Raw genomic sequence first — 20,898 nt, forward strand, 5'->3', positions numbered from 1 at the left:
AATAATGTTGCCATTAATTTTGACTTCGTTTTTTTATCAACTCCAAAATTTCCGTATCAAAAAGTTCAACACCTCGCTGGTTCAAATGGTTCGAATCATAAAAATAAAGAGAGTCATCTAATGTCATCGTTTCATTGAAGTTATGATACTCACCATACCGGCTGATCATACTGTCGAAGATGTGGTTGTTGGTGTATGAATTATATATCAATGGAGGAATCGGTGCGTTGACCAAAACCAGTTTGATATTTCTTTGCTTCAGCATAGCTGACTATTTCCTCAAAACATTCAAACTGGCTGGCGTTCAAATCCCATTTTGTTTTTGGGTATTGCGCATGTTGGAAGTATCCCATATCTCGTTCTACAAACCCTCCCGGGACATAGGTGTCATAATCTTTTCTTTTCGCTTCAACAAATCCGGCATTTTTATTCAACAACTCACGCATCCACCCATAAAGCAAGGTGTTATAAACCTTGATGTGGTTAATATTCAAAGCCATTTGCAACGAATGGAAATCGTTCCGGTCATTCGCTATAATATCCACAGCAGATTCAACGCCATCCAATGAAAATGTAATTGGGTAAACCTCATAAATCACTAATCTGGGATTTAGGCGGTCGAGATAGCGGTTCAATAGCAGGCGAGTTTGAATGGGAGTTTGTGCACTCGAACCCAAGTTGAATGACTTGATTCCGTGCTTGGTAAAATACCGCGTGTCAAAACCTCTGTATGCGTGAGATGAGCCCAAAAATAAAACATCAACATCCTTGGTCGTTTTCAGTTCTGATATGCGCGAAGATGTGTGTCCATAAGAACCGACGCGATAATTAAGATTTGTCTTAAACACTTGCGGAAGATATTCGCCCGATACGTATAACAAGATGATATATACAATTGTGGTGAATAAGAAAAACAAAAGCGTGGACTTGATAAAATATTTCATCGGGCTTGCTTCATGTTTAAAACTGGAAGTAGATAAACGGCGTTTCATTGGTTTGCATGAACATGCCGATGAGAAACAAGATAAATGAATAGAGTGCCCACCGGACAGGTCTTTTCCATTTCATCCCCACATTTGCTAAAGCGTATTGGCCTTCTCGGCCTACCCATTCCATCAGTAAAAAAGCCCCAATTAGAAGGACAAGACCCAATCCCCCTTTCATTATCAGATCATAAACCTGGTGGTAGCCTGCTTTATGTACAAGACCGAGCAACATATCGCCTACGTATTGAAAAGCATGACCAATGCTTTCGGCTCTAAAAAATATCCAAGCAAAGACGGTTAGGCCAAAGGTCGTTAGCATCAGGATAGCCTCCCTAATAGTGGGTAAGAACTTTCCCCGAGCAATGATGTCCATGTGATTGCGATTATTGTTGGATAGCAACAGCGGCATGAAGTAAAGAGCGTTTAATGCGCCCCAAGCTATAAAGGTCCAGCTTGCGCCGTGCCAAAACCCACTGACCAGAAAGATAATAAACGTATTGCGAATCTTCATCCCTATACCCCCTTTGCTTCCTCCCAATGGAATGTAGAGATAGTCTCTGAACCAACTGGACAAAGAGATATGCCAGCGCCGCCAAAATTCGGCAATGTCTCTGGAGAAATACGGGAAGGCAAAGTTTCTGAGCAGTTCAAAACCTAAGAGCCGGGCGGTGCCCAAGGCTATATCTGAGTAACCGGAAAAATCGCCGTAAATCTGGAAGGTGAAAAACAAAGCACCTAAAACCAAAGAAGCTCCCGAGTATTCCGATGAATGGTTGAAAATCATATTGGCGTACTCGGCACAGTTATCAGCAATCACTACTTTTTTAAAAATGCCCCACAGTATTTGTCGTAATCCATCCACCGCTTTGACATATTCAAATTTGCGCTTCACCTTCATCTGCGGAAGCAAATGAGTAGCTCGCTCAATAGGACCGGCAACCAACAATGGAAAGAAAGACACGAACAGACTATAATCCACCCAGTTTCGGGTAGCTTTTATTCTGCGGAAATAAATATCAAAGACATAAGACAGTCCGTGGAAAGTATAAAAGGAAATCCCTACCGGCAAGATGATGTTGAGCGTATTTGGGCTAATATCCTTTTCGAAAAATGAAAAGGCAGTCACGAAATTGTCAACGAAGAAATTGTAGTATTTGAAGAATCCCAGAAAGCCGAGATTGATGATGACACTGGCCCAGAGCAAAATTTTCCTCTGGGTTTTGTGTTCCACTTTTTCAAGCGCCAGACCGACCGAATAATCTACTGCCGTGCTGAAAATCAAGAGGAACAGGAAGCGCCAGTCCCACCAGCCATAAAACAGATAGCTGGCTGCTATCAGCAAAATGTTCTGCCATCTCAAATTCCGATTGGTGACGAACCAATACAGGATAAATACAATTGGAAAGAAAATGGCAAAGTCAAGGGAATTGAAAAGCATGTGGGCTGCTGATAGTTTAACCGTGGTTTAGGAGTGCCAACTAATGAAATGAACTATTCTGGGTTTTTGTTTCCGAACCGACAAAAATTCATGGAGACAACCCAATCTTTGCGAAAGGAGCGGTGAACGAGATATTTCAAAACATACAATCACAGGATGCAACAAATGTAATAGTTCGGTTTACACCCCCAAATCGCCGCTTGAAGTAGCTCAATTGCGACAGGTTGCCGGTTCGTGTCTGGTGAAAGCCCTAAAACTTGAAATAAATAATAGTGCTGCCAAATCCATAGCGGCTGTGATAATCATTTTCAAAACTCTTCACCTGTCGGTGCTTCTCTAATATTTTATGAATTTCCTGTTTCAGTTTTCCCTTGCCCAGACCATGAACAACGCGCATTTCCAGACGGCCTGCGGCGATGGCTTTATCCAGCAATCCCTCAAAAGACTCTAATTGAACAAACAGCGCTTCTTCAGGCGCTATGCGGCCTTTGCCGGTACTCAGCTTTTCTAAATGCAGATCAATAACATCTTCACTAAACTCAAACTTAGTGCTGTTTGCCGGATTGGCAGCGCCCGTCATATACATGCGCAACAACTCGGGGTCAAAGCCCAAATCGCCGGAGGCTACATCTGGTTTTTTCTTCTTTTTCTTCATCACTTATTTGCCTTAATTCTGCCAGCAAAGAAAATACTTTTTGCCTAGATGTTTTGTGGTATAGCAACACTATATACTAAATGATATTCTTTGTTTTCTGTTGCTAAATTTGCTTATGAATCGAAAAATATTCTCTTTAGTAGCATGAAACACATTTAACACCTCAGGCTCTCAAACCTATTTCATCCTATGCGACAATTAAAAATCACTAAACAGATTACCAATCGCGAGAACGAATCGCTGGAAAAATATTTACAGGAAATCGGCAAAATAGATTTGCTGACTGTGGAAGAAGAGGTCGCCTTAACGCGCGAGATACGCAAAGGCGACAGCAAAGCGTTGGAAAAGCTGGCCAGAGCAAACCTTCGCTTTGTGGTTTCGGTGGCCAAACAATATCAGCATCAGGGATTGGGCTTGTCCGATTTAATCAACGAAGGAAATTTGGGCTTGATAAAAGCGGCGGAACGATTTGATGAAACGCGCGGTTTCAAGTTTATCTCCTATGCCGTGTGGTGGATTCGTCAATCTATTTTGCAGGCGCTGGCCGAGCAAGCGCGAATCGTTCGACTGCCTTTGAATAAAGTAGGCTCTCTGAATCGCATCAATAAAGCCTTTATGCGATTAGAGCAGGAGTTTGAACGCGAGCCTACGCCAGATGAAATGGCCATGTTGCTCGATATTAAGGTGGAGGACATAGAAGATACCCTTGGTGTTTCGGGCAGACATATTTCGATGGATGCGCCGTTTGCGAGTAGTGACGACGGTTCGTCCTTGCTGGATATTATGGTGAATAAAGATGCCGAGTCGGCAGATAATCAGTTGCTATATATCGAGTCGCTGCACGAAGAAATTGAACGCTCGCTGGCTGGAATTCCTAAAAAACAGGCCGACATCGTTCGGCTGTATTTTGGTATTGATACTGAACAACCATTGAGCGTGGTAGATATTGGTAAGAAATTAGGCCTCAGCAGCGAAAGGGTCCGGCAGCTAAAAGATAGAGGACTGGAACGACTGAGGCACAGGACGCAGTGCAAGAACTTGAAAGCCTTTTTGGGGCAGTAGGTGCATTAAACCAGTTCCTACATTAAATCAATTCAGATTTTTCATTTTTCTAACTCCAAGTTTGCTCAAAAATTATTGGAAGCAGGCGAAACAAGTCCTAAACTAGTAGTGCAACTTAGCGGTGGCTATAAGCTAAGTAATACATCAGCAGCCGCGGCAAAAATCGGGAAAAAAATCTTAGTACGGTCGTGCTAGACTTAGAAAAACAATAAACTTCTCGGCCCAAATAGTTACTCCGGACGCGAAACTATCCGGACTCCATCCGTAGGATAGGACTTGAGAACAGGCAATAAATTTCTTCTACCAAAAGGCAATAAATTTCTTCTACCAAAAGATAGTTCCTCTGGAAGGAGAACAATTCACTATGGATAGCCTTACTTGGATTTCAATCCGTAGGATTGATGCCTATGGTAGTAAGGTCGTCTGTCCATCTACCTAATCCCGTAGGGATGAACGATGGGAAGAGAACGCACCACACCTTGACTTAATAATATGGCGCGATATGCCTTAGCTGTCATAGCATGAATTCCCTAACCTTAATATTTAGCCCTACGCATCAACAAACTGCTATCCCAATAAAAATCCATCCTCTTGATTTATGCTAATGGAATAGTTTGTCTATTATATAGATACTTAGCATGTGCTAAAAGTCTATATTCTTTACAATATAGAACCTTAGCACATGCTAATAGTTGTAATTGGTTATAATGATGAAGTTTAGCATCTGCTAAACACTTTATTTTTATTAAATGGTTCTATTAGCATATGCTAATGCTCCATATTATAAACAAACCTTTATATTAGCATTCAGTAAGAGGCTAAATCCTATTCAGTTTAGAAGATAATATATCCGAAAGTATGTCTGCCGAAGCCAAATTCTACCCATCGAGCAATACAGAAAGGATTACTGCAATTCGCAGCGCCTGGAATACCAATAATCAACCGGTCTTCGCGGACGTTTTAACACCTGCTACCCAAGCAAGGCTCAATCTGGTGAAGCCGGACTATGAAAACAAACTACGTGCTTTCTCCGCCTATAAGGCGGCGCAGGCCACCCATGTGGCAGAGAAAGAAAAGGCGAAAAATGCGTTGGCAATCTATGTGTCTCACTTCATCCAGTCTTTGAATCTGAGCATTGCGCGAGGCGAAAAGCCGGCGGCGGTGCGGGCGATATATTCCTTGGAGGTATCGAGCGAAAAAGTTCCTTCCCTGCTTCAGGAAAGCGAAATCATCTACTGGGCGCGTAATTTGATAACCGGCGAAGCCGCACGCATAGCGGCAGGGGGCGTGCCCATGAGCAACCCTTCTATTGGCGACGTTCAATTGCGGCAAACGACCTACTTGAACCTGGTGACCAGCACCTTGATTGATAAATCGAATTTGAAGAAAGCGCGCAACGAAATAAAGAAGGTGACGGTGGAGGTGAACCGCGTAATCAGGAAAGTATGGAACGAGGTAGAGACTTATTATGGCGAAAGGGCGCGCCCCTCTATGCGGCGCTATGCGCGGCGCTGGGGTGTGGTGTATGCTCGCAAGGGCGCCACCAAAAAGTTGAGAGGCATAGTGGTAGATATGCAGAGCGGCGAAATGCTGGCTGCCGTTGAGATAAAATTTGCCAATGGCAGAAACCGGTTCATCACCAGTAATGACGGCCAGTTCATCATCAGCACTACGCTCATGAAAACGCAGAAGCTGCACTTCACCTGCAAAGGCTATACGCCGGTTATTAAAGCTATTAAGTTGATAGAAGGACAAGGTACCTATCTGGAAGTACCGATGCAGCGGGTGGCGGAGTGATTTTTGCTGAGTTTGGAATGCTGAGTGTGAACTAAACCTTCCATCTTCAAAGGGACCCTTGCACTTTTCGTGGAAACGGGAGGGTTTTTAGTGCTGATTGGGAGTGCTGAGTGCTGAATGGAATACAGGAGGGCGTTCAGCACTCAGCATTCATCATTCAGCATTATAAAAGTTATTTTTTGTCAGGAATGAGGAGAGTCATTATCGGGGCTAAATTCATCCGCTTTTCTTTTCGCATATTCGCGGCTCAAATTTTCAAACCTTAATTATCAAAATTAAATTATAACAGCGTTATGGCAGTGAACTATGAAAAGGAACTGAGTGAATGGATTAATAATGAGAAACTGGCACTTGATTTATTGAATGCCGGTAGCCATTTGCAATTAGAAAAGTCGGTAGAGATTGTGCTTTTCCGCCGCAAATTATTCGACAAAAAGATAAGCAGCATTATCAATGACCATGATTATGCACAGAATTTTGCCGGAGTACCCGTTACGTTAGAGATAACCACCGGTCTGGCACAGGCCATGACCAAGATGAAACTCGCTCCTTCCAGAATTGACTTGGGAAGATTGGCGCATGAATGGCTCGATGAAGGCAAAAACTTCAAGAGCTATGATGCCTTCGTGAATGAAAAGTTGAAAGACTTTATCGGCGAAGGAAAGAAGGTGCTGAAACCCCGTGACATTGTGTTGTATGGCTTTGGTCGTATCGGTCGTTTGGCGGCGAGGATTTTGATTGAACACGCCGGAAGCGGTCACCAACTTCGTTTGAAAGGAATTGTTATCCGCGAACATGCCGATGATGATTTAGAAAAACGCGCCAGCCTGTTGCGCAAAGATTCTGTTCACGGGCGCTTTGCTGGGGTGGTAGAAGTGGATAAGGAGAACAATGCCATCATCATCAATGGCCATACCATCAAAATGATTTCGGCTAAAAGCCCTGCGGAAGTGGATTACACACAGTATGGAATCAAAGATGCTATTGTGATTGATAATACCGGTGCTTGGAGAGATGAAAAAGGATTGGGCGAACATTTGAAGGCCAAGGGTACCAGCATGGTGCTGCTCACCGCGCCGGGCAAAGGAAGCATTCCAAACATCGTTTATGGAATTAATCATGAACCCTACAACATGAGCAACGGAAAAATATTCTCCGCGGCTTCCTGCACCACCAATGCTATTGTGCCGGTCATTAAAGTGATTGAAGATAACTTAGGCATAGAGAAAGGCCACATGGAAACCGTTCACGCATACACCAATGACCAAAACCTACTCGACAACTATCACAAAAAATCGAGAAGAGGGAGAGGAGCACCGATCAACATGGTCATTACTGAAACCGGTGCCGGCACGGCGGTATCGAAGATATTTCCGCACATGAAGGGCAAACTCACTTCCAACTCGGTTCGTGTTCCGGTTCCGAATGTTTCGCTGGCTATCCTTCAATTAGAAGTGAAAAAACAAACTTCGGTAGAAGAAGTGAACCAGATGCTTCGCAACGCTTCTCTTTTTGGAGAGCTAATAGAGCAAATAGATTATTCTACTTCTGATGAATTAGTATCGAGCGATGTAGTGGGCAATTCGCATGGATGCCAGATTGATAGCCGCGCTACGATTGTATCGGAAGATGGCAAGCGGATAGTGATTTATTGTTGGTATGATAATGAATACGGCTATACTTCGCAGGTTATTCGCTTGGCCAAACACCTTGCCGGTGTCAGGAGATTAGTTTACTACTAGAAACTAATTTTGATTCAGATTCAGCAACTTATTTCACTGCCATCCGCTAACCGTTAACCGTCAACCAGATCATGTTTGAGAATTTACAAGAAAAATAGAAGGAGCCTTAAAGGCCGTTAAGGGGCAGCACAAGCTCACCGAACTGAACATTGCCGATACGGTGAAAGAAATTCGTCGTGCGATGGTAGATGCCGACGTGAATTATAAGATTGCCAAAGAATTCACCGACCGGATAAAAGAAAAGGCGCTGGGACAGAATGTGTTGAACGCTCTGAATCCCGGACAGGTGATGACAAAGATTGTCAGCGATGAATTGACCGATTTGATGGGAGGGAAGGCCGCCGACTTCAACATCAAAGGCAATCCTGCTGTTATTCTCATTGCCGGTCTGCAAGGTTCCGGTAAAACCACCTTTACCCATAAACTGGCCTATTATTTAAAGACGAAAAAATTTAAACGTCCTTTAATGGTTGCTGCCGATGTATATCGTCCTGCCGCCGTTGACCAGTTGATTGTGCTTGGCGAACGGATTGACATACCGGTTTATCATGAAAAGGAGAGCAAGAATCCGGTAGAGATAGCAGAGCATGGAATTGCTCATGCAAAATCGCTTGGACTGGATTGTGTGATTATAGATACCGCCGGTCGCTTGGCGGTAGATGAGGAGATGATGAAGGAAATCTCTGCGGTAAAGGCAAAAACCAAACCGGATGAGATTCTCTTCGTAGTAGATTCCATGACCGGTCAGGACGCGGTAAATACGGCAAAGGCTTTTAACGACCGACTTGATTTTGATGGCGTGGTATTGACCAAACTGGATGGAGATACTCGCGGTGGTGCTGCCTTGAGTGTTACTTATACGGTTGGCAAGCCGATTAAATTTGTTTCGACCGGCGAGAAGGTGGAGACCTTAGACGTTTTCCACCCGGAACGGATGGCTTCGCGAATCCTTGGTATGGGAGATATTGTTTCGCTGGTAGAAAAAGCGCAGGAGCAATACGATGATAAAAAAGCCAAAGAGCTTGAGGCGAAATTTCGCAAGAACCAATTTGACTTTAACGACTTTCTTTCTCAGTTAGCCCAGATCAAAAAGATGGGTAACATCAAAGACCTGATGGGAATGATTCCCGGTGTGGGGAAAGCAATGAAGGACATTGACATCAACAATGATTCTTTCAAAAAGGTCGAGGCTATTATCCTGTCTATGACAAAACAGGAAAGAGTGCAACCCTCTTTGCTCGATGCCAAACGAAAAATCCGTATAGCTAAAGGCAGTGGAAACACAATTCAGGAGGTGAATCAATTTCTCAAGCAATTTGAGGAGATGAAAGACATGATGAAGAGCATGAACAAGATGCATCAATCTGGTCGGCCCATGAAGTTTGGCAGATAATACCCGGATATTTTCCTGGACGAAGTAATTTCCCTTTTTTCTATATAGTCTATTGATTCCTTCTCCGGAACAGGGGCCAGAATGTATGGCTGATAGAAAATAATTGGCTTAAAATTTGGAAGTACCATTTCCTTTATCGTATATTTGCGATATTAAATGAGGATATGGCAGTGAACAAGAGAGAAGAGTTTGGTGAGGCACAAATTGAAATAGCTGATTTTGCCAAGGCCCTCAGCCATCCGGCCCGCGTGGCCATCCTGAAAATACTGGCGGAAAGAGATCAGTGTGTCTGTGGTGAAATTGTCGAGGTACTTCCCTTAGCACAATCAACAGTATCGCAACATCTGAAAGAACTGCTCAATGCCGGTTTGATTATCGGATCGGTAGATGGCCCCAAGTCTTGTTACTGTATCAACTGGAAAGTCTTTCAACGATTTGAAAAGTCATTTACCCGCTTCTTCATCAAAACAAAGAGCCACGAGGAAAAGCGCAATTGCTGTTAATTATTCATTCATCATATTAAATCAGAAACAATGGAAAACGTACAAGAAATCAAATCAGTAGTCAAACAGAAATACTCTGAAATTGCCGAACAGAGTAAAGAAATGAATCAAAGCAGTTGCTGCGGCTCCGGCGGATGCAGCGAGGAAGTGTATAACATTATGACGGAGGACTATTCATCCGTAGCAGGTTATAATCCGGATGCTGATTTGGGCTTGGGTTGCGGCTTGCCCACCAAGTTTGCTAAAATTAAGAAAGGCGATACGGTCGTTGATCTGGGAAGCGGTGCCGGCAATGATTGTTTCATTGCTCGACATGAAACGGGCGAATCAGGAAAGGTAATCGGCGTTGACTTTTCTGAAACTATGATTAGCAAAGCGAGGCTCAACGCAGAAAGGCTGAAGTTTAATAACATAGAATTCAGACAAGGAGATATTGAAAACATACCAGTGAGCAATGATCAGGCAGATGTGGTTGTCAGTAATTGTGTTCTGAACCTAGTGCCGAATAAAGAAAGAGTGCTCAGCGAAGTTTACCGAGTGTTGAAACCCGGGGCTCATTTCAGTATCAGTGATGTGGTGCTAATCGGTGATTTACCCGAAGCGATGGTAAAGAACGCGGAGTTGTATGTCGGCTGTGTTTCCGGGGCGATTCAAAAAGATGCTTACCTTTCAATGGTCAGCAAGGTAGGTTTTAAGAATATGATTGTTCAAAAGGAAAAGCCGATTGTTGTTCCCGATGATCTGCTACTCAAGTATATCTCCCAAGAAACCATCGAGGAATACAAGAAGAGTGGTAATGGGATATTCAGTATTACGGTTTATGCAGAAAAGCCGGCTGACAAGGCTGCTTGCTGCGGACCGGACTGTTGCAGTTAATGAAGAAGAACCTTCTTTTTGTTTGCGTTGAGAACAGTAACCGTAGCCAAATGGCGCAAGCCTTCGCAATAATACATGGAGAAGATATGGTAAACGCGTTTAGCGCCGGTTCTGCTCCTTTGGGAAAAATAAATTCTAGAGCGATTGAGGTGATGAGGGAGATAGGTTATGACTTGTCTGCGCATTCCTCTAAATCGCTTGCATTAATACCAGATATAACATTTGACCATGTAGTGACGATGGGATGTGGTGATGCTTGCCCTCATGTAAAAGCAATTCAAAGTTTGGATTGGCAAATACCGGATCCGAGAAACATGGATATGGAAGGATTCAGGGAAGTGAGGAGTCTGATAGAGGAGAAGGTTAAAGAACTTCTTCTGGAGGATTATTAACTAACGATTTATCACCTGTTGATAATCAAGTAGCTGTGGGATTTTCTTTTGTCCACCAGTTCCAGAATATAAAAGTAGGTGCCATCGGGGATAGGTCTGCCTGTGGACATTGTATTGCCGTCCCAATCGTTTTTGTAATCTGTACTTTCATAAACGATGGAACCATAGCGATTAAAGACTTTGAGAGAAGCTGGTGAGAAGTATTCCAAATCTGTAAATACTAAAAGGTCGTTTTTCCCATCGCCATTGGGTGAGAAACCTTCGGGGCTAAATACTTCGCCGGGGCAGTAGATGTAAATGGTTGCCTGACCTGTGTCGCAGCCAGATTGATCGCAAACGAGATAGTAGAATTTTGAATTACCACAGGAAAGCGGCACGCGGACAAAACGAATAACTCCAGTAATGGAATCAAAAATAATCTCCCCTAAATCCGGATCGAACGAGGTACTATACACAGATCGAACAAACAGTGAATCGCCTTCGGCATCGGTATCATTTGCGAGAACGGCAAGCTCAGTGGTGTCTTGACCTTCGGCAATGATAAATTCATCTTCCCATCCTTTTGGGACAGCGTTGCTACCTATGATAATAATGAATACGGAGGCTGTGTCGCAAAGATTATTGGTATCGCAAATAGCATATTGAAATGAATCCAGTCCAAAATATAGGGGTGTAGGAACATATCTGATTTGAACGCTGTTAATAATAGAGGCGGTTCCTCGACTTGGTAAGGTAACTAGATTGAGCGTCAATGCACCCCCCGCATAATTTGTATCGTTTTGAGCGACCGAAAGAATGTTATCAGAAGATTGAGGAACAATCGCCGTATCGTTGATAGCCGAAGGAGGACTTTGCGCCTTGATAAAAGATATCAAGATAAAGAGAAGGAAAAAGGCAGATAGTTTCTTCACCGGTTCTGCTTAATTTTTTAAAAAATCCATCGCTTTATTTACCATCTCCATCGAACCAATAAAAATCGCTGTGCGCTCGTGAATAGCTGTAGGTCGAATTTCAAGCAAACGCATTTTCCCGTCTGTAGCTTTTCCTCCTGCTTGCTCAACCAAAAATGACATAGGGATACATTCATACAGCAATCTTAATTTTCCTTTTGCCTCCCCTTTGTTGGCCGGATAAATAAAGATACCTCCCTTTATTAAATTGCGATGTAGGTCGCCCACCATCGAACCAATGTAGCGCAAAGAATATGGTCGAGAAGTTGCCTTATCAACTTCTGTACAATGGGCTATAAAGCTCTTCACGCCTTCGTCAAACTTTGAAGCATTCCCTTGATTGATAGAATAGATCTTTCCGTTTGCCGGAATTTTCATGTTCGGATGGGAAAGATAAAATCCTCCATCCTCCGTATTCAATGTAAAACCATTTACTCCGTTACCTACGGAAAGAACCAAGATAGTAGAACTGCCGTAAATCACATATCCTGCCGCCCTTGTATGAATTCCCTCTTGAAGAAAATCCCCTTCATTCACTTCGCCGATGGCGCTTAATCTTTCATTGACTGAGAAAATGGTCCCTATCGGTGCGCAAACATCAATATTCGAAGAGCCGTCCAACGGGTCAATGGCAACGGTGTATTTGCCTTTTTCATTTAAAGTAGCGATTCCTTCATTTTCTTCGGACAGATAACCGGAGCAGGTTTCGCTGGCGGTGAGGTAATCCATCATGATTTTATTTGAAAGATCGTCGAGTTTTTGAACGGTTTCTCCCTGTACATTTGTATTACCTGTGGTACCTGTTATCCCGCTGATACCGGCATTGTTCACCAGACGGCTGATAATTTTACATCCCTCCGAAAGAGATACAATGAGTTTAGTCAAATCAAGAGGTGTGGAGGATTCGAGAAAAGTGGAGAGCGTAGTTCTAGGCTGCATACCGGTCAAAAAATTTATAATTGCGAATATATCAATTGTCCGTTGTCTGCTACTTTAGAACTCTCCCTTTTATAATCTTTCTCAGCGTATATATTTGCCACTCTAATTTAAGGGGGATATGAGTTTTGTGATTCGGCAGGGTATAGAAAGGGATGTTCCGGGAATTTTAGCCTTAATCAAAGAATTAGCAACGTTTGAACACGCTCCTGACGCAGTTAAGAATACTGAAAAGATGCTTGCCGAGGATGGCTTTGGGACTAATTCCATTTATAAAGTCATTATTGCTGAAGATTTGAAATCTAATGCGGTAATTGGTATGGCACTTTATTATATGGCTTACTCTACCTGGAAAGGCCGCATTTATTATCTCGATGACCTAATTGTAACGGAATCCTCACGGGGTTATGGTGTTGGCCGTCAACTGATGGATGCATTCTTGAAGGAAGCAAGGCAAGCAAAGGTTAATCAGGTTCGATGGCAGGTCTTAGACTGGAATATACCGGCCATTGAATTCTATAAGAAAATGAGAGTAGAGTTGGATTCTGAGTGGATCAACTGTAAAATGACTCATGAGCAAATCACTCGATATCTTGAAAAACCATAGAACCACCTAATCAAAACACCAATGAATATTTACAAATTCGGGGGAGCCTCGGTCAAAGATGCTGGGGCCGTAAAAAATGTTATTAGCATTCTGAAAGAAAATAACAGTAAGGAAAAGGTAGTGGTTATTTCTGCTATGGGAAAAACTACGAATGAATTAGAGTCTGTTGTGGATTTGTATTATGCCGGGAAGGCGGAATGGGATAAAGCGCTGGATGGTGTTTATGAAAAACATTTGACCATTATCATGAGTCTTTATGATGGGAATGTAAATTCCAAAGTGGTTGTAGATGTAAAGAAGCTGATTGAATCTGTTCGAAGGTTTCTAAATAGAAACACTTCACGCAACTATAATTATATCTACGATCAGGTGGTTTCTGTCGGCGAATATATTTCTACGACTGTAGCAAGCGACTACGCCAATTCCGTAGGATTGAAAAACACGCTGTTGGATGTCAAGGAAGTATTGTTTACCGACAATGCTTATACGGAAGGGAAAGTGGATTTTGAGAAAACGGAAACTGCTATAAAAACAAAAATTGCGGATTTAATAAAAACCGGTTTTGTCATCACCCAGGGATTTGTGGGTAGCACCCCAGAAGGATTCTTCACAACACTGGGGCGCGAAGGCTCGGATTATACTGCCTCTATCTTTGCCTATTCACTCGATGCCGAACGGATGACCGTTTGGAAAGATGTAGAGGGTATTATGAATGCGGACCCTAAGGAATTTCCCAACACAGAATTATTGAGCGAGATTACTTACCATGAAGCTATTGAGATGACTTACTATGGTGCCAGTGTGATTCACCCCAAAACCATCAAGCCCATACAGAATAAAAATATTCCTCTGGAGGTTCGTTCCTTTGTGAATTATAATAAGAGGGGTACGATCATATCGGCTAATGCCAACGTCAATTTTCTACCACCCCTGATTATCCGAAAGGCGGATCAAATACTACTTTCCTTTTCTGCTAAGGATTTTTCATTCATTGCAGAAGAACACCTCAGTAAAGTGTTCTCTACCTTTGCTCAAAATCGCTTGCGTATTAATCTGATGCAAAATGCGGCCATAAGTTTTTCTATCGCCGTAGATTATATATCCGAAAAGGTAGAGAATGTTATCTCAGAACTTCAGGAAGACTTTTCTATTTCTCGCAACGACAAGCTCACCTTGCTCACCATCCGACACTACAATCAGGGTATTATTGACCGGATGACCCGCGACAAGGATATTTTGCTTCGGCAGGTTTCACGTACAACTATTCAGGTTTTGATGCGGGAGTAATTAGGCTTATTCCATAGGAAGAAACACAAATCACCTTATCCAAAAAATCTTCATCGAACTCCAGTTTCCTGGCTCATGCTTCTCATTCATATAGCGAGCATACATAGCTACCTTTTTCCCCTCATCTGCCGCATCAAAAAAGATGTCCGTGTACATTTTGCTTAGCATCAGCCGAAAGCGACATTCGGAAGGGCCGCCTTGATGCTCCCCTATGTCATAAACTATATGGATGAACTCTACATCTTTTGGTTTCCCGGTCTTTTTGACTCCTGCTCTCGGGCGAGCATAAGGAGGCTTCACCCGAACCCTTACTTGAAAATTCTCTATGTATTTAATCGTTAGTTCCGGAATTTGATAGGGTGGTGGTATAAACGTACGGGGTTTGGGTATTAATTTGAATCCAGCCGTCATCCGATCTATATCGGTCATTTTCAGATTCCCTGCGATCCAAGTTTTAATGAAATCGCGCAACAACTTCACAAACTCTTTCTTTATCTCGTTCTTCCTTTTAACGTCATTATGTGTGCAGTGATGTTTGCCAAAAGTCTTTATTCGATATTCTTTCCATGATTTTTGAAGGGCTACCAGTTTTTCAACTTCTTCATCTGGTATTTGCCAATTACGCGTGCGACCAATCAATCTGTAAAGCACGGCACTCTGAAATTTGTCAAATTCAGGATCGCTGGTAGGTATAGTATAATTGAACTTATTCACTGAAAGGCAATTTTAGGATGTTTCTGTCTAAATTACAAGCCCACTAACAATCTCAGGCAAACAGGTGCAGCAGGAAGTATACAATACATCATACGGATAATGCATTCGTAGGACGTAATAAGTGTAGTAATTTTTACTTGACACACTTTATTGAATAGAATCTCTATATCATAACGCGGTTGCTAGCTGTTGGCGGCTGGGATAGAGGCGACATCCCTGCCCGACTTGAAGCAGTCAGGCGGGCTTTTTGTTCCTTTAAAAATTTATAGAGCAAAAAAAGATATAGCTTAGAGCCAATAAGCCACCAAATAATTAAAAAGTAGTAGCCTGAATCGGGATATAGAATTCGTCGTCTAGCTTTTCGCTTTTCATCACAATCTGGTGCACATTGATGGGGTTTTTGCCCGTGCCACCCAGCTGTTTGATTTTCTCCGGCCCATAGAGGGCACAAAAGCGGTCGGTGATAGATTGAATATCGTCAGCCGGTGCTTGAATATAAACCTCCTTTAAGCTTATCAGCCGCAACAGAAACTCCCGATCCACCTTCCGGTTGAAAGTAGGGAAGGAGTATCCAACGACTACCAGAATTTCGCTGTTGTAAATCTTGTAGAGCGTATAATTCTTCATCTTCTTGATAAACGTGTTCGTTTCCCAAGAAAACAGTAGAGAGGAAGTAGAGGCTGGTTTCCGGTCTGTGAGGTAGAAATAATTCAGTACTGCTTCGGTCAGGCGGTTGAGCCAGTTTTGCTCGGGCGAATTGTCTTTTTCGTCTTTCATCTGAAACTGAACCGGCAGCGAGCGAAAGGTCATTTCGTCCGGCTGAAAGCCCGAAACGGTGCCGTTCAATTTGATGATACTGAACTTGTTTAGAATTTCGCGGTCGAGGTCCACCATCTCCATGCGGGGGTGGTGATTGAGCAGTTCCTGATTTTCAAGCAAGGAGTTTTTGCTGAAAAAGGCAGAGGCCGAAAGTTCTAATTGAAAATCATAGTTCCAGGAAAGGAGCAGCAGGTCAGTGGGTAATTTCAGTTTGGTGGGGTCGTTGTCCTTTTCAAAAATGGTGGAAAGAAAGAGGTCATAGCGTTTATCCACCTTGTTGGTTACTTGATGGAATATCAGGTAGGCCGACACCAGGGCTTTGGCCCTTAGCAGTTTGTCTTCTTGATGAGTGAGATAGAGCTTTCGGGCATAAATGTCCACGTTCTGATGTGCGGCTATTTCGCCATAAAGAATTTCCGCATCGCGGATAAAATCATCCTGAATCAAACTGAACGCTCGCTTCTCTGTTACCTCTGTGTTGGCATGCATTTTCCCTTTTGCTGCTTTTATTTCGTCAATAAAAATGCGCAGCCCGGCATTGAAGGTGGCTAAAGTAGGAACTGATAAGGCGCTGGCACCGGCACCCAGAATGTAGGTTACTTTCATCCTAAAGTTTTATGCCCATTTTGCTTGCAATATCTTTGGGTATGGCGTTCTTGTTTACCATAATAGAAGTTGTTTTGAACATGAAGTATGGTGCCGAACAATAGAAATAGCCCCCCAGGTCATTTCTATCCGTTCCCCATGAATTCTTCACCAGATAATAATCATGGCCATCCTGATCTTTTGCCATGCCCACCATTTGCATTCCGTGATCGTCGGTCGTAGTCAGGTTATCGAAAGCTTCTTGGCGCATTTGTTGTGTAATGACTTTCTCCTTATCCGGTTTGGTGAACATGGAATCTTTCTCGGCTTGCGTCATATCATCATAGTTCTTCTCCGGAACAATAGCCAGACCGTTTTTAAAGTTAAATCCCTTTTCGCTCACATCGCTAGCCCATTCAATAGAATAATTGTTGGTCAGCGCATTGTCTGCAATTCGTTTCAAATCTTCTAAAGGTACATTATATATAGGGCTATTGGACCAGTTGTCTGATACTTCCATAATAAACTCTGTATAGAACGGATGATGGGTGAAGGAAGTGATCTCGACATAGTCATCTGCATTGATGCCGAGATATTTGGCGAAAGAAAGTGGGGTATATGTTTTGCCCTCGTAGGTAAATATATCTGGCGCAGCACCCATGTAACCATTCAACGCACCTAGAAAAGCGGCTTTCCAATTGGGATTAAGTTTTCCATCGGGCAGTTTCACCATAGCATCCAGCATGGCTTTTAGAACCCGGTCAATTTCGCCATGTTCCGGTTTGGTTTGGCCGGCAGGCATCCCACTATAAACTTCCTGTGGCACAATGCCATATTCCCGAACGGTGTTTATCACATCGTGCGGTTCTCCTCCGGCACTAAAGTTGGTGGTTCCCTGATAGCGTAGAAAACTGATGGCTTTTTGGATATAGGTATTGCGCACTACGAACATTTCGCTCAGGTCTATATTTATCTTCTTATTTCTCATCACTTCAGATTCGAGAAAAGACTGTGTTGAATAGCTCCAGCAAGTACCTGATTTGTACTGGTTTTTCACATCGGTACATCCAACAGTCTTCTTCATGGTAAAAGTATAGCCCCCATCTTTTTTATTCGTGTTGATGGTGGGTTGTGCGTTTATTGCAGCGGTCCAAACTAGGGTGCAAATATATAGGATAGTGATTTTGTTGATTTTCATTTTTTTAATTTGAACCGCGAATCTAATTTATTGAATTATATCGGGCAATTAATGCGTTTTGAATTTGCAGCGATTCGGAGTTCAAAAAATAATTTGCATTTATAAACGTTGTTAAATAGAATGCGGTTGTGATACCCACTCACTATATTTATTTTGCCCGCGTTTAATACGATATGACTAAATTTCTTCCAATATTTCCTCTAGGTACAGTGGTCTATCCAGGCCAAGAGTTGAATCTACATATTTTTGAGCCTCGCTACAAGCAACTGATAAAAGAATGTAGCGAGGAAAATAAAACCTTCGGTATTCCGTCTGTTTTTAAAGAGTCACTAAATGAGTATGGGACGGAGATGGAACTGACAGAAATATTTAAGGTTTATCCAAATGGAGAAATGGATATACGCGCAAGAGGGTTGATGGCATTTCGCATTGTGGAGGTGTTGCGTGAAGTACCCGATAAACTTTATTCTGCTGCTGTGGTGTTTGAGATTGAGAATAAACTGCCAGATACGGCTGTTCTTAACCCAACTCTAGTGGATTTATTAGAGCAATTGCACAAATTGCTTGGAGCCGGTTTTGATTTGTATAAGAGATTCAAGAACCCTACTTCGTATGACGTGGTTCATTATATCGCTTTGTCCGAAGAAGATAAATACAGATTGCTGACTGCGCCTTCGGAAATTGGCAGGCAATGGTTTATGATTAAGCATTTGCAGAAATTAATACCTTCGGTTGAAGAAACGGAGCGAGTGAAAAGCAAAATATTGTTGAATGGGCATTTCCGCCGTGAAATACCACCTGCATTTTGAACCTTTTTACTAATATATTCGTTATATTTATAAGCGCTAGGGTTGGGGCGCTTCAAACATGGATAACATAATTTCATCTTTAGCTATATTTTTCGGCTCCATCGTTAAATTTTCAATGGGGACTTTCGCTGCTATTGCCGCTAACTTAGGTATTAGCGGCTCACTGGCCAACGTGATGGGTGGGATAATTGGCATTGTATTGTTTACTTATCTCGGAGGATTTTTGCAAGATTATGTTGTTCAAAAATATCCGGAGCGTTTTGGAAAGAAGTTTACTGCTACGAATCGTTTTCTGGTTCGCGTTAAAAGGAGATTTGGTTTAAACGGAATTGCGGTTTTGACTCCTATTGCGCTCTCTATTCCCGTGGGTGTCATGTTTGCATTGACTTTTACTCATGACAAGAAGAAGATTCTTGTTTCGATGATTGTTTCTCTGCTCTTTTGGGCAGCGGTCTTATTTCTCCCCTATTTCCTTTTCCACATCAATGTGGCTCAAATCCTAAAGGATTTATTCCAGTAATTGCCGGTTAATCGCTTTTAATACCTAAGGACAAAATGCTCCTTAGCTATTTTCTCTTTTTTAAAGAAACAGATGCCGAATTGAAAAACATCTACTGTTAGTCGGATGTCTTCGTGTTGTTTAATGCTTTCCCAAGCTGCGTTCATTTCTGGACTATAGTGGATATCATCAAAAATAAAAACTGAAAGTTCATGGTGTCTAGACAAACATTGTTCAAAATAGCTCTGTGTCGCTGGTTGAGTATGATTTCCATCGAAAAGCACTAGATCAAGCTGCTGTGTTTTTTCAATAAACCTGGGTAGTGTCTCTTCAAAATTCCCTTCAATAAACTCTATATTCTTAACTCCCAGTTGAGAATGATTGCGACTGGCTATCGTTAATAAATTTGGAGCACCTTCTAACGAAACCAACATAGCGTCTGGCCTAGCTAACTTTAAATAGGCAGAGCTGATTCCTATGGAGGTGCCAAGCTCCAACATGGTTTTGGGTTTAAAATACGAGGCCAATCTGTAAAGCAGAAGCCCATATTTCTCTTTTACTGCGACCTTTCTTTCTATATCCGCAACCTTTCTGAGTGAGGAAGTCTTGGTTCCAAAGTCTATTACCGCTATTTCTTCATCGCTATCCGAAAGACTTCTACGCAAAGTCCGCAGTCCCTCTAACTGCTCGGGATATTCTCCTTCTAAGATCTGCTGATAGAACTGGTAAACGAAAGGAGAATGCAGGTAGTATTTTGTTTTAGCTTTCCATTGATATTCCACAAAGGACTTTAGCCGATAAAATTCGTTCATTAAATGTTTAGTAATTTAGAGGACGCATCGAGGCTAAAATATGAATAAGTTCATTTTGCATTTTCTTTTTTTGATGACACCCATTTATCTCTTTGCTCAAAAGGGTTTTCATTTGGGTATATCCGGAACGTTTAATAGTACTTGGATACTTGACCAGAACAATATTGGTACTCTTCGTAATTTTAAAGACCCCGCTGTTCGAGTTTCAGAAATGGCTTACAAAAATACCTGGGGAGGGAACGCGGGATTAGTGTTGGGTTATAATTTTGATAATCATTGGGGGATACAAACCGAGATTCAATATAATTTCACGGGACAGTTGTATCGGGATAGTTTCATGGGGCCGGTCACTATTCCCGAAGGAACATTTGGTAAAGGAAGCGGCCGGGTTGACGTGCAACGCGATATTTATTTGCAATACATTCAGATACCACTATTTGCAAAGTATATCAGTAAAGGGAAAGTGGTGAAATTCTTTTTTGCGTTAGGGCCACAAATTGGATTCAGAACGGCTGCCTCAGAAGAAGTACGTATTGCGGGCTATGTTTACCTTCCTGACTCTCTAGCTTTCACTGCCAAACAGAAGTTTAAAGCTATGGATGTTGGAGCTGCCTTGCAAACAGGAGTCGAAATTTATCCTCTTAAATTTCTGTATGTCAATATCGGTATCTCTACTTATTATGGGTTTACAGATATTAATGGAAAAATCCTAAAAAACCCTGCATGGTATCAAGAGAAAGTATACCATGCCAGCCATAATTTCCGTGCCGGGCTGATGGTGGGACTACATTACATTATTACTAAGAACAAAAGAGCGTTTTCACACTCTTCTAAATAG

Annotated in this window: 20 protein-coding genes and 1 pseudogene; 12 read left to right on the forward strand and 9 right to left on the reverse strand. The window is 42.4% G+C overall.

Annotated features, from left to right (window positions below; translation table 11 throughout):
• Positions 1-13 precede the first annotated feature (13 nt).
• From IPP77_14710 to IPP77_14720, 3 genes and pseudogenes are all read right to left on the reverse strand, one after another.
• Positions 14-944 (reverse strand): annotated as a pseudogene (locus IPP77_14710) (hypothetical protein).
• Positions 945-960: 16 nt separating this feature from the next.
• Positions 961-2,424 carry an MBOAT family protein gene (locus tag IPP77_14715; protein MBL0310866.1) on the reverse strand — a complete coding sequence of 488 codons (1,464 nt, stop codon included), beginning with the start codon at positions 2,422-2,424 and terminating at the stop codon, positions 961-963.
• A gap of 250 nt (positions 2,425-2,674) precedes the next feature.
• Positions 2,675-3,082, reverse strand: coding sequence for a Smr/MutS family protein (locus tag IPP77_14720; protein MBL0310867.1), 408 nt, complete (start codon positions 3,080-3,082; stop codon positions 2,675-2,677).
• 186 nt (positions 3,083-3,268) lie between these two features.
• Here IPP77_14720 and IPP77_14725 point away from each other — a divergent pair, with 186 nt between their 5' ends.
• The 7 genes from IPP77_14725 (at position 3,269) to IPP77_14755 (ending at position 10,844) form a co-directional block, all read left to right on the forward strand.
• Positions 3,269-4,141 carry an RNA polymerase sigma factor RpoD/SigA gene (locus IPP77_14725; protein ID MBL0310868.1) on the forward strand — a complete coding sequence of 291 codons (873 nt, stop codon included), beginning with the start codon at positions 3,269-3,271 and terminating at the stop codon, positions 4,139-4,141.
• 858 nt (positions 4,142-4,999) lie between these two features.
• Positions 5,000-5,938 (forward strand): hypothetical protein, encoded by a 939-nt coding sequence (locus tag IPP77_14730; GenBank protein MBL0310869.1) that lies wholly within the window; start codon positions 5,000-5,002, stop codon positions 5,936-5,938.
• A 293-nt stretch (positions 5,939-6,231) separates the two neighbouring features.
• Positions 6,232-7,680: a glyceraldehyde-3-phosphate dehydrogenase gene (locus IPP77_14735; GenBank protein MBL0310870.1), complete on the forward strand. Its 1,449-nt coding sequence runs from the start codon at positions 6,232-6,234 to the stop codon at positions 7,678-7,680.
• Between the two features lie 94 nt (positions 7,681-7,774).
• Positions 7,775-9,073: a signal recognition particle protein gene (gene ffh, locus IPP77_14740; GenBank protein ID MBL0310871.1), complete on the forward strand. Its 1,299-nt coding sequence runs from the start codon at positions 7,775-7,777 to the stop codon at positions 9,071-9,073.
• A 164-nt stretch (positions 9,074-9,237) separates the two neighbouring features.
• Entirely contained in the window at positions 9,238-9,576 is a 339-nt protein-coding gene (locus tag IPP77_14745) for a winged helix-turn-helix transcriptional regulator (GenBank protein MBL0310872.1), read from the forward strand.
• A gap of 30 nt (positions 9,577-9,606) precedes the next feature.
• Positions 9,607-10,452 (forward strand): arsenite methyltransferase, encoded by an 846-nt coding sequence (locus IPP77_14750; protein MBL0310873.1) that lies wholly within the window; start codon positions 9,607-9,609, stop codon positions 10,450-10,452.
• Positions 10,452-10,844 (forward strand): arsenate reductase ArsC, encoded by a 393-nt coding sequence (locus IPP77_14755; GenBank protein MBL0310874.1) that lies wholly within the window; start codon positions 10,452-10,454, stop codon positions 10,842-10,844. The genes IPP77_14750 and IPP77_14755 overlap by 1 nt, the downstream gene beginning before the upstream one ends.
• A gap of 11 nt (positions 10,845-10,855) precedes the next feature.
• Here IPP77_14755 and IPP77_14760 read toward each other — a convergent pair whose 3' ends face one another.
• A complete protein-coding gene (locus tag IPP77_14760) occupies positions 10,856-11,755 on the reverse strand; it encodes a gliding motility-associated C-terminal domain-containing protein (GenBank protein ID MBL0310875.1) in 900 nt (299 codons plus the stop codon).
• 9 nt (positions 11,756-11,764) lie between these two features.
• Positions 11,765-12,742, reverse strand: coding sequence for a class 1 fructose-bisphosphatase (fbp, locus tag IPP77_14765; protein ID MBL0310876.1), 978 nt, complete (start codon positions 12,740-12,742; stop codon positions 11,765-11,767).
• Between the two features lie 109 nt (positions 12,743-12,851).
• On the opposite strand from fbp, the gene IPP77_14770 reads away from it, so the two are divergent.
• Entirely contained in the window at positions 12,852-13,337 is a 486-nt protein-coding gene (locus tag IPP77_14770; GenBank protein MBL0310877.1) for a GNAT family N-acetyltransferase, read from the forward strand.
• A gap of 21 nt (positions 13,338-13,358) precedes the next feature.
• Positions 13,359-14,624 carry an aspartate kinase gene (locus IPP77_14775; protein MBL0310878.1) on the forward strand — a complete coding sequence of 422 codons (1,266 nt, stop codon included), beginning with the start codon at positions 13,359-13,361 and terminating at the stop codon, positions 14,622-14,624.
• Positions 14,625-14,654: 30 nt separating this feature from the next.
• Here IPP77_14775 and IPP77_14780 read toward each other — a convergent pair whose 3' ends face one another.
• The 3 genes from IPP77_14780 to IPP77_14790 form a co-directional block, all read right to left on the reverse strand.
• Positions 14,655-15,338, reverse strand: coding sequence for a hypothetical protein (locus tag IPP77_14780; protein MBL0310879.1), 684 nt, complete (start codon positions 15,336-15,338; stop codon positions 14,655-14,657).
• Between the two features lie 312 nt (positions 15,339-15,650).
• Positions 15,651-16,763 carry a hypothetical protein gene (locus IPP77_14785; GenBank protein ID MBL0310880.1) on the reverse strand — a complete coding sequence of 371 codons (1,113 nt, stop codon included), beginning with the start codon at positions 16,761-16,763 and terminating at the stop codon, positions 15,651-15,653.
• Position 16,764: 1 nt separating this feature from the next.
• On the reverse strand, positions 16,765-17,940 hold the full coding sequence (locus IPP77_14790; protein MBL0310881.1) for an aminopeptidase: 1,176 nt from the start codon (positions 17,938-17,940) through the stop codon (positions 16,765-16,767).
• Between the two features lie 173 nt (positions 17,941-18,113).
• Between IPP77_14790 and IPP77_14795 the strand changes: the two genes are divergently transcribed.
• Positions 18,114-18,749, forward strand: a complete 636-nt coding sequence (locus tag IPP77_14795) for an LON peptidase substrate-binding domain-containing protein (protein MBL0310882.1) — start codon at positions 18,114-18,116, stop codon at positions 18,747-18,749.
• A gap of 58 nt (positions 18,750-18,807) precedes the next feature.
• Positions 18,808-19,269 (forward strand): hypothetical protein, encoded by a 462-nt coding sequence (locus IPP77_14800; protein MBL0310883.1) that lies wholly within the window; start codon positions 18,808-18,810, stop codon positions 19,267-19,269.
• 17 nt (positions 19,270-19,286) lie between these two features.
• On the opposite strand, the gene IPP77_14805 is transcribed toward IPP77_14800, so the two are convergent.
• Positions 19,287-20,060, reverse strand: a complete 774-nt coding sequence (locus tag IPP77_14805; protein ID MBL0310884.1) for a class I SAM-dependent methyltransferase — start codon at positions 20,058-20,060, stop codon at positions 19,287-19,289.
• 40 nt (positions 20,061-20,100) lie between these two features.
• On the opposite strand from IPP77_14805, the gene IPP77_14810 reads away from it, so the two are divergent.
• Entirely contained in the window at positions 20,101-20,898 is a 798-nt protein-coding gene (locus tag IPP77_14810) for a PorT family protein (protein MBL0310885.1), read from the forward strand.

This window comes from Bacteroidota bacterium (assembly GCA_016722375.1).
Taxonomy (GTDB): Bacteria; Bacteroidota; Bacteroidia; order Chitinophagales; family LD1; genus Bog-950.

What these genes read in the sequence shown, in the direction of transcription:
- IPP77_14715 (MBL0310866.1), bottom strand. Translation starts at nt 2,424, where the DNA reads ATGCTTTTCAATTCCCTTGACTTTGCCATTTTCTTTCCAATTGTATTT.
- IPP77_14725 (MBL0310868.1), top strand. Translation starts at nt 3,269, where the DNA reads ATGCGACAATTAAAAATCACTAAACAGATTACCAATCGCGAGAACGAA.
- IPP77_14730 (MBL0310869.1), top strand. Translation starts at nt 5,000, where the DNA reads ATGTCTGCCGAAGCCAAATTCTACCCATCGAGCAATACAGAAAGGATT.
- IPP77_14735 (MBL0310870.1), top strand. Translation starts at nt 6,232, where the DNA reads ATGGCAGTGAACTATGAAAAGGAACTGAGTGAATGGATTAATAATGAG.
- IPP77_14745 (MBL0310872.1), top strand. Translation starts at nt 9,238, where the DNA reads ATGGCAGTGAACAAGAGAGAAGAGTTTGGTGAGGCACAAATTGAAATA.
- IPP77_14750 (MBL0310873.1), top strand. Translation starts at nt 9,607, where the DNA reads ATGGAAAACGTACAAGAAATCAAATCAGTAGTCAAACAGAAATACTCT.
- IPP77_14755 (MBL0310874.1), top strand. Translation starts at nt 10,452, where the DNA reads ATGAAGAAGAACCTTCTTTTTGTTTGCGTTGAGAACAGTAACCGTAGC.
- IPP77_14770 (MBL0310877.1), top strand. Translation starts at nt 12,852, where the DNA reads ATGAGTTTTGTGATTCGGCAGGGTATAGAAAGGGATGTTCCGGGAATT.
- IPP77_14775 (MBL0310878.1), top strand. Translation starts at nt 13,359, where the DNA reads ATGAATATTTACAAATTCGGGGGAGCCTCGGTCAAAGATGCTGGGGCC.
- IPP77_14785 (MBL0310880.1), bottom strand. Translation starts at nt 16,763, where the DNA reads ATGAAAGTAACCTACATTCTGGGTGCCGGTGCCAGCGCCTTATCAGTT.
- IPP77_14790 (MBL0310881.1), bottom strand. Translation starts at nt 17,940, where the DNA reads ATGAAAATCAACAAAATCACTATCCTATATATTTGCACCCTAGTTTGG.
- IPP77_14795 (MBL0310882.1), top strand. Translation starts at nt 18,114, where the DNA reads ATGACTAAATTTCTTCCAATATTTCCTCTAGGTACAGTGGTCTATCCA.
- IPP77_14800 (MBL0310883.1), top strand. Translation starts at nt 18,808, where the DNA reads ATGGATAACATAATTTCATCTTTAGCTATATTTTTCGGCTCCATCGTT.
- IPP77_14805 (MBL0310884.1), bottom strand. Translation starts at nt 20,060, where the DNA reads ATGAACGAATTTTATCGGCTAAAGTCCTTTGTGGAATATCAATGGAAA.
- IPP77_14810 (MBL0310885.1), top strand. Translation starts at nt 20,101, where the DNA reads ATGAATAAGTTCATTTTGCATTTTCTTTTTTTGATGACACCCATTTAT.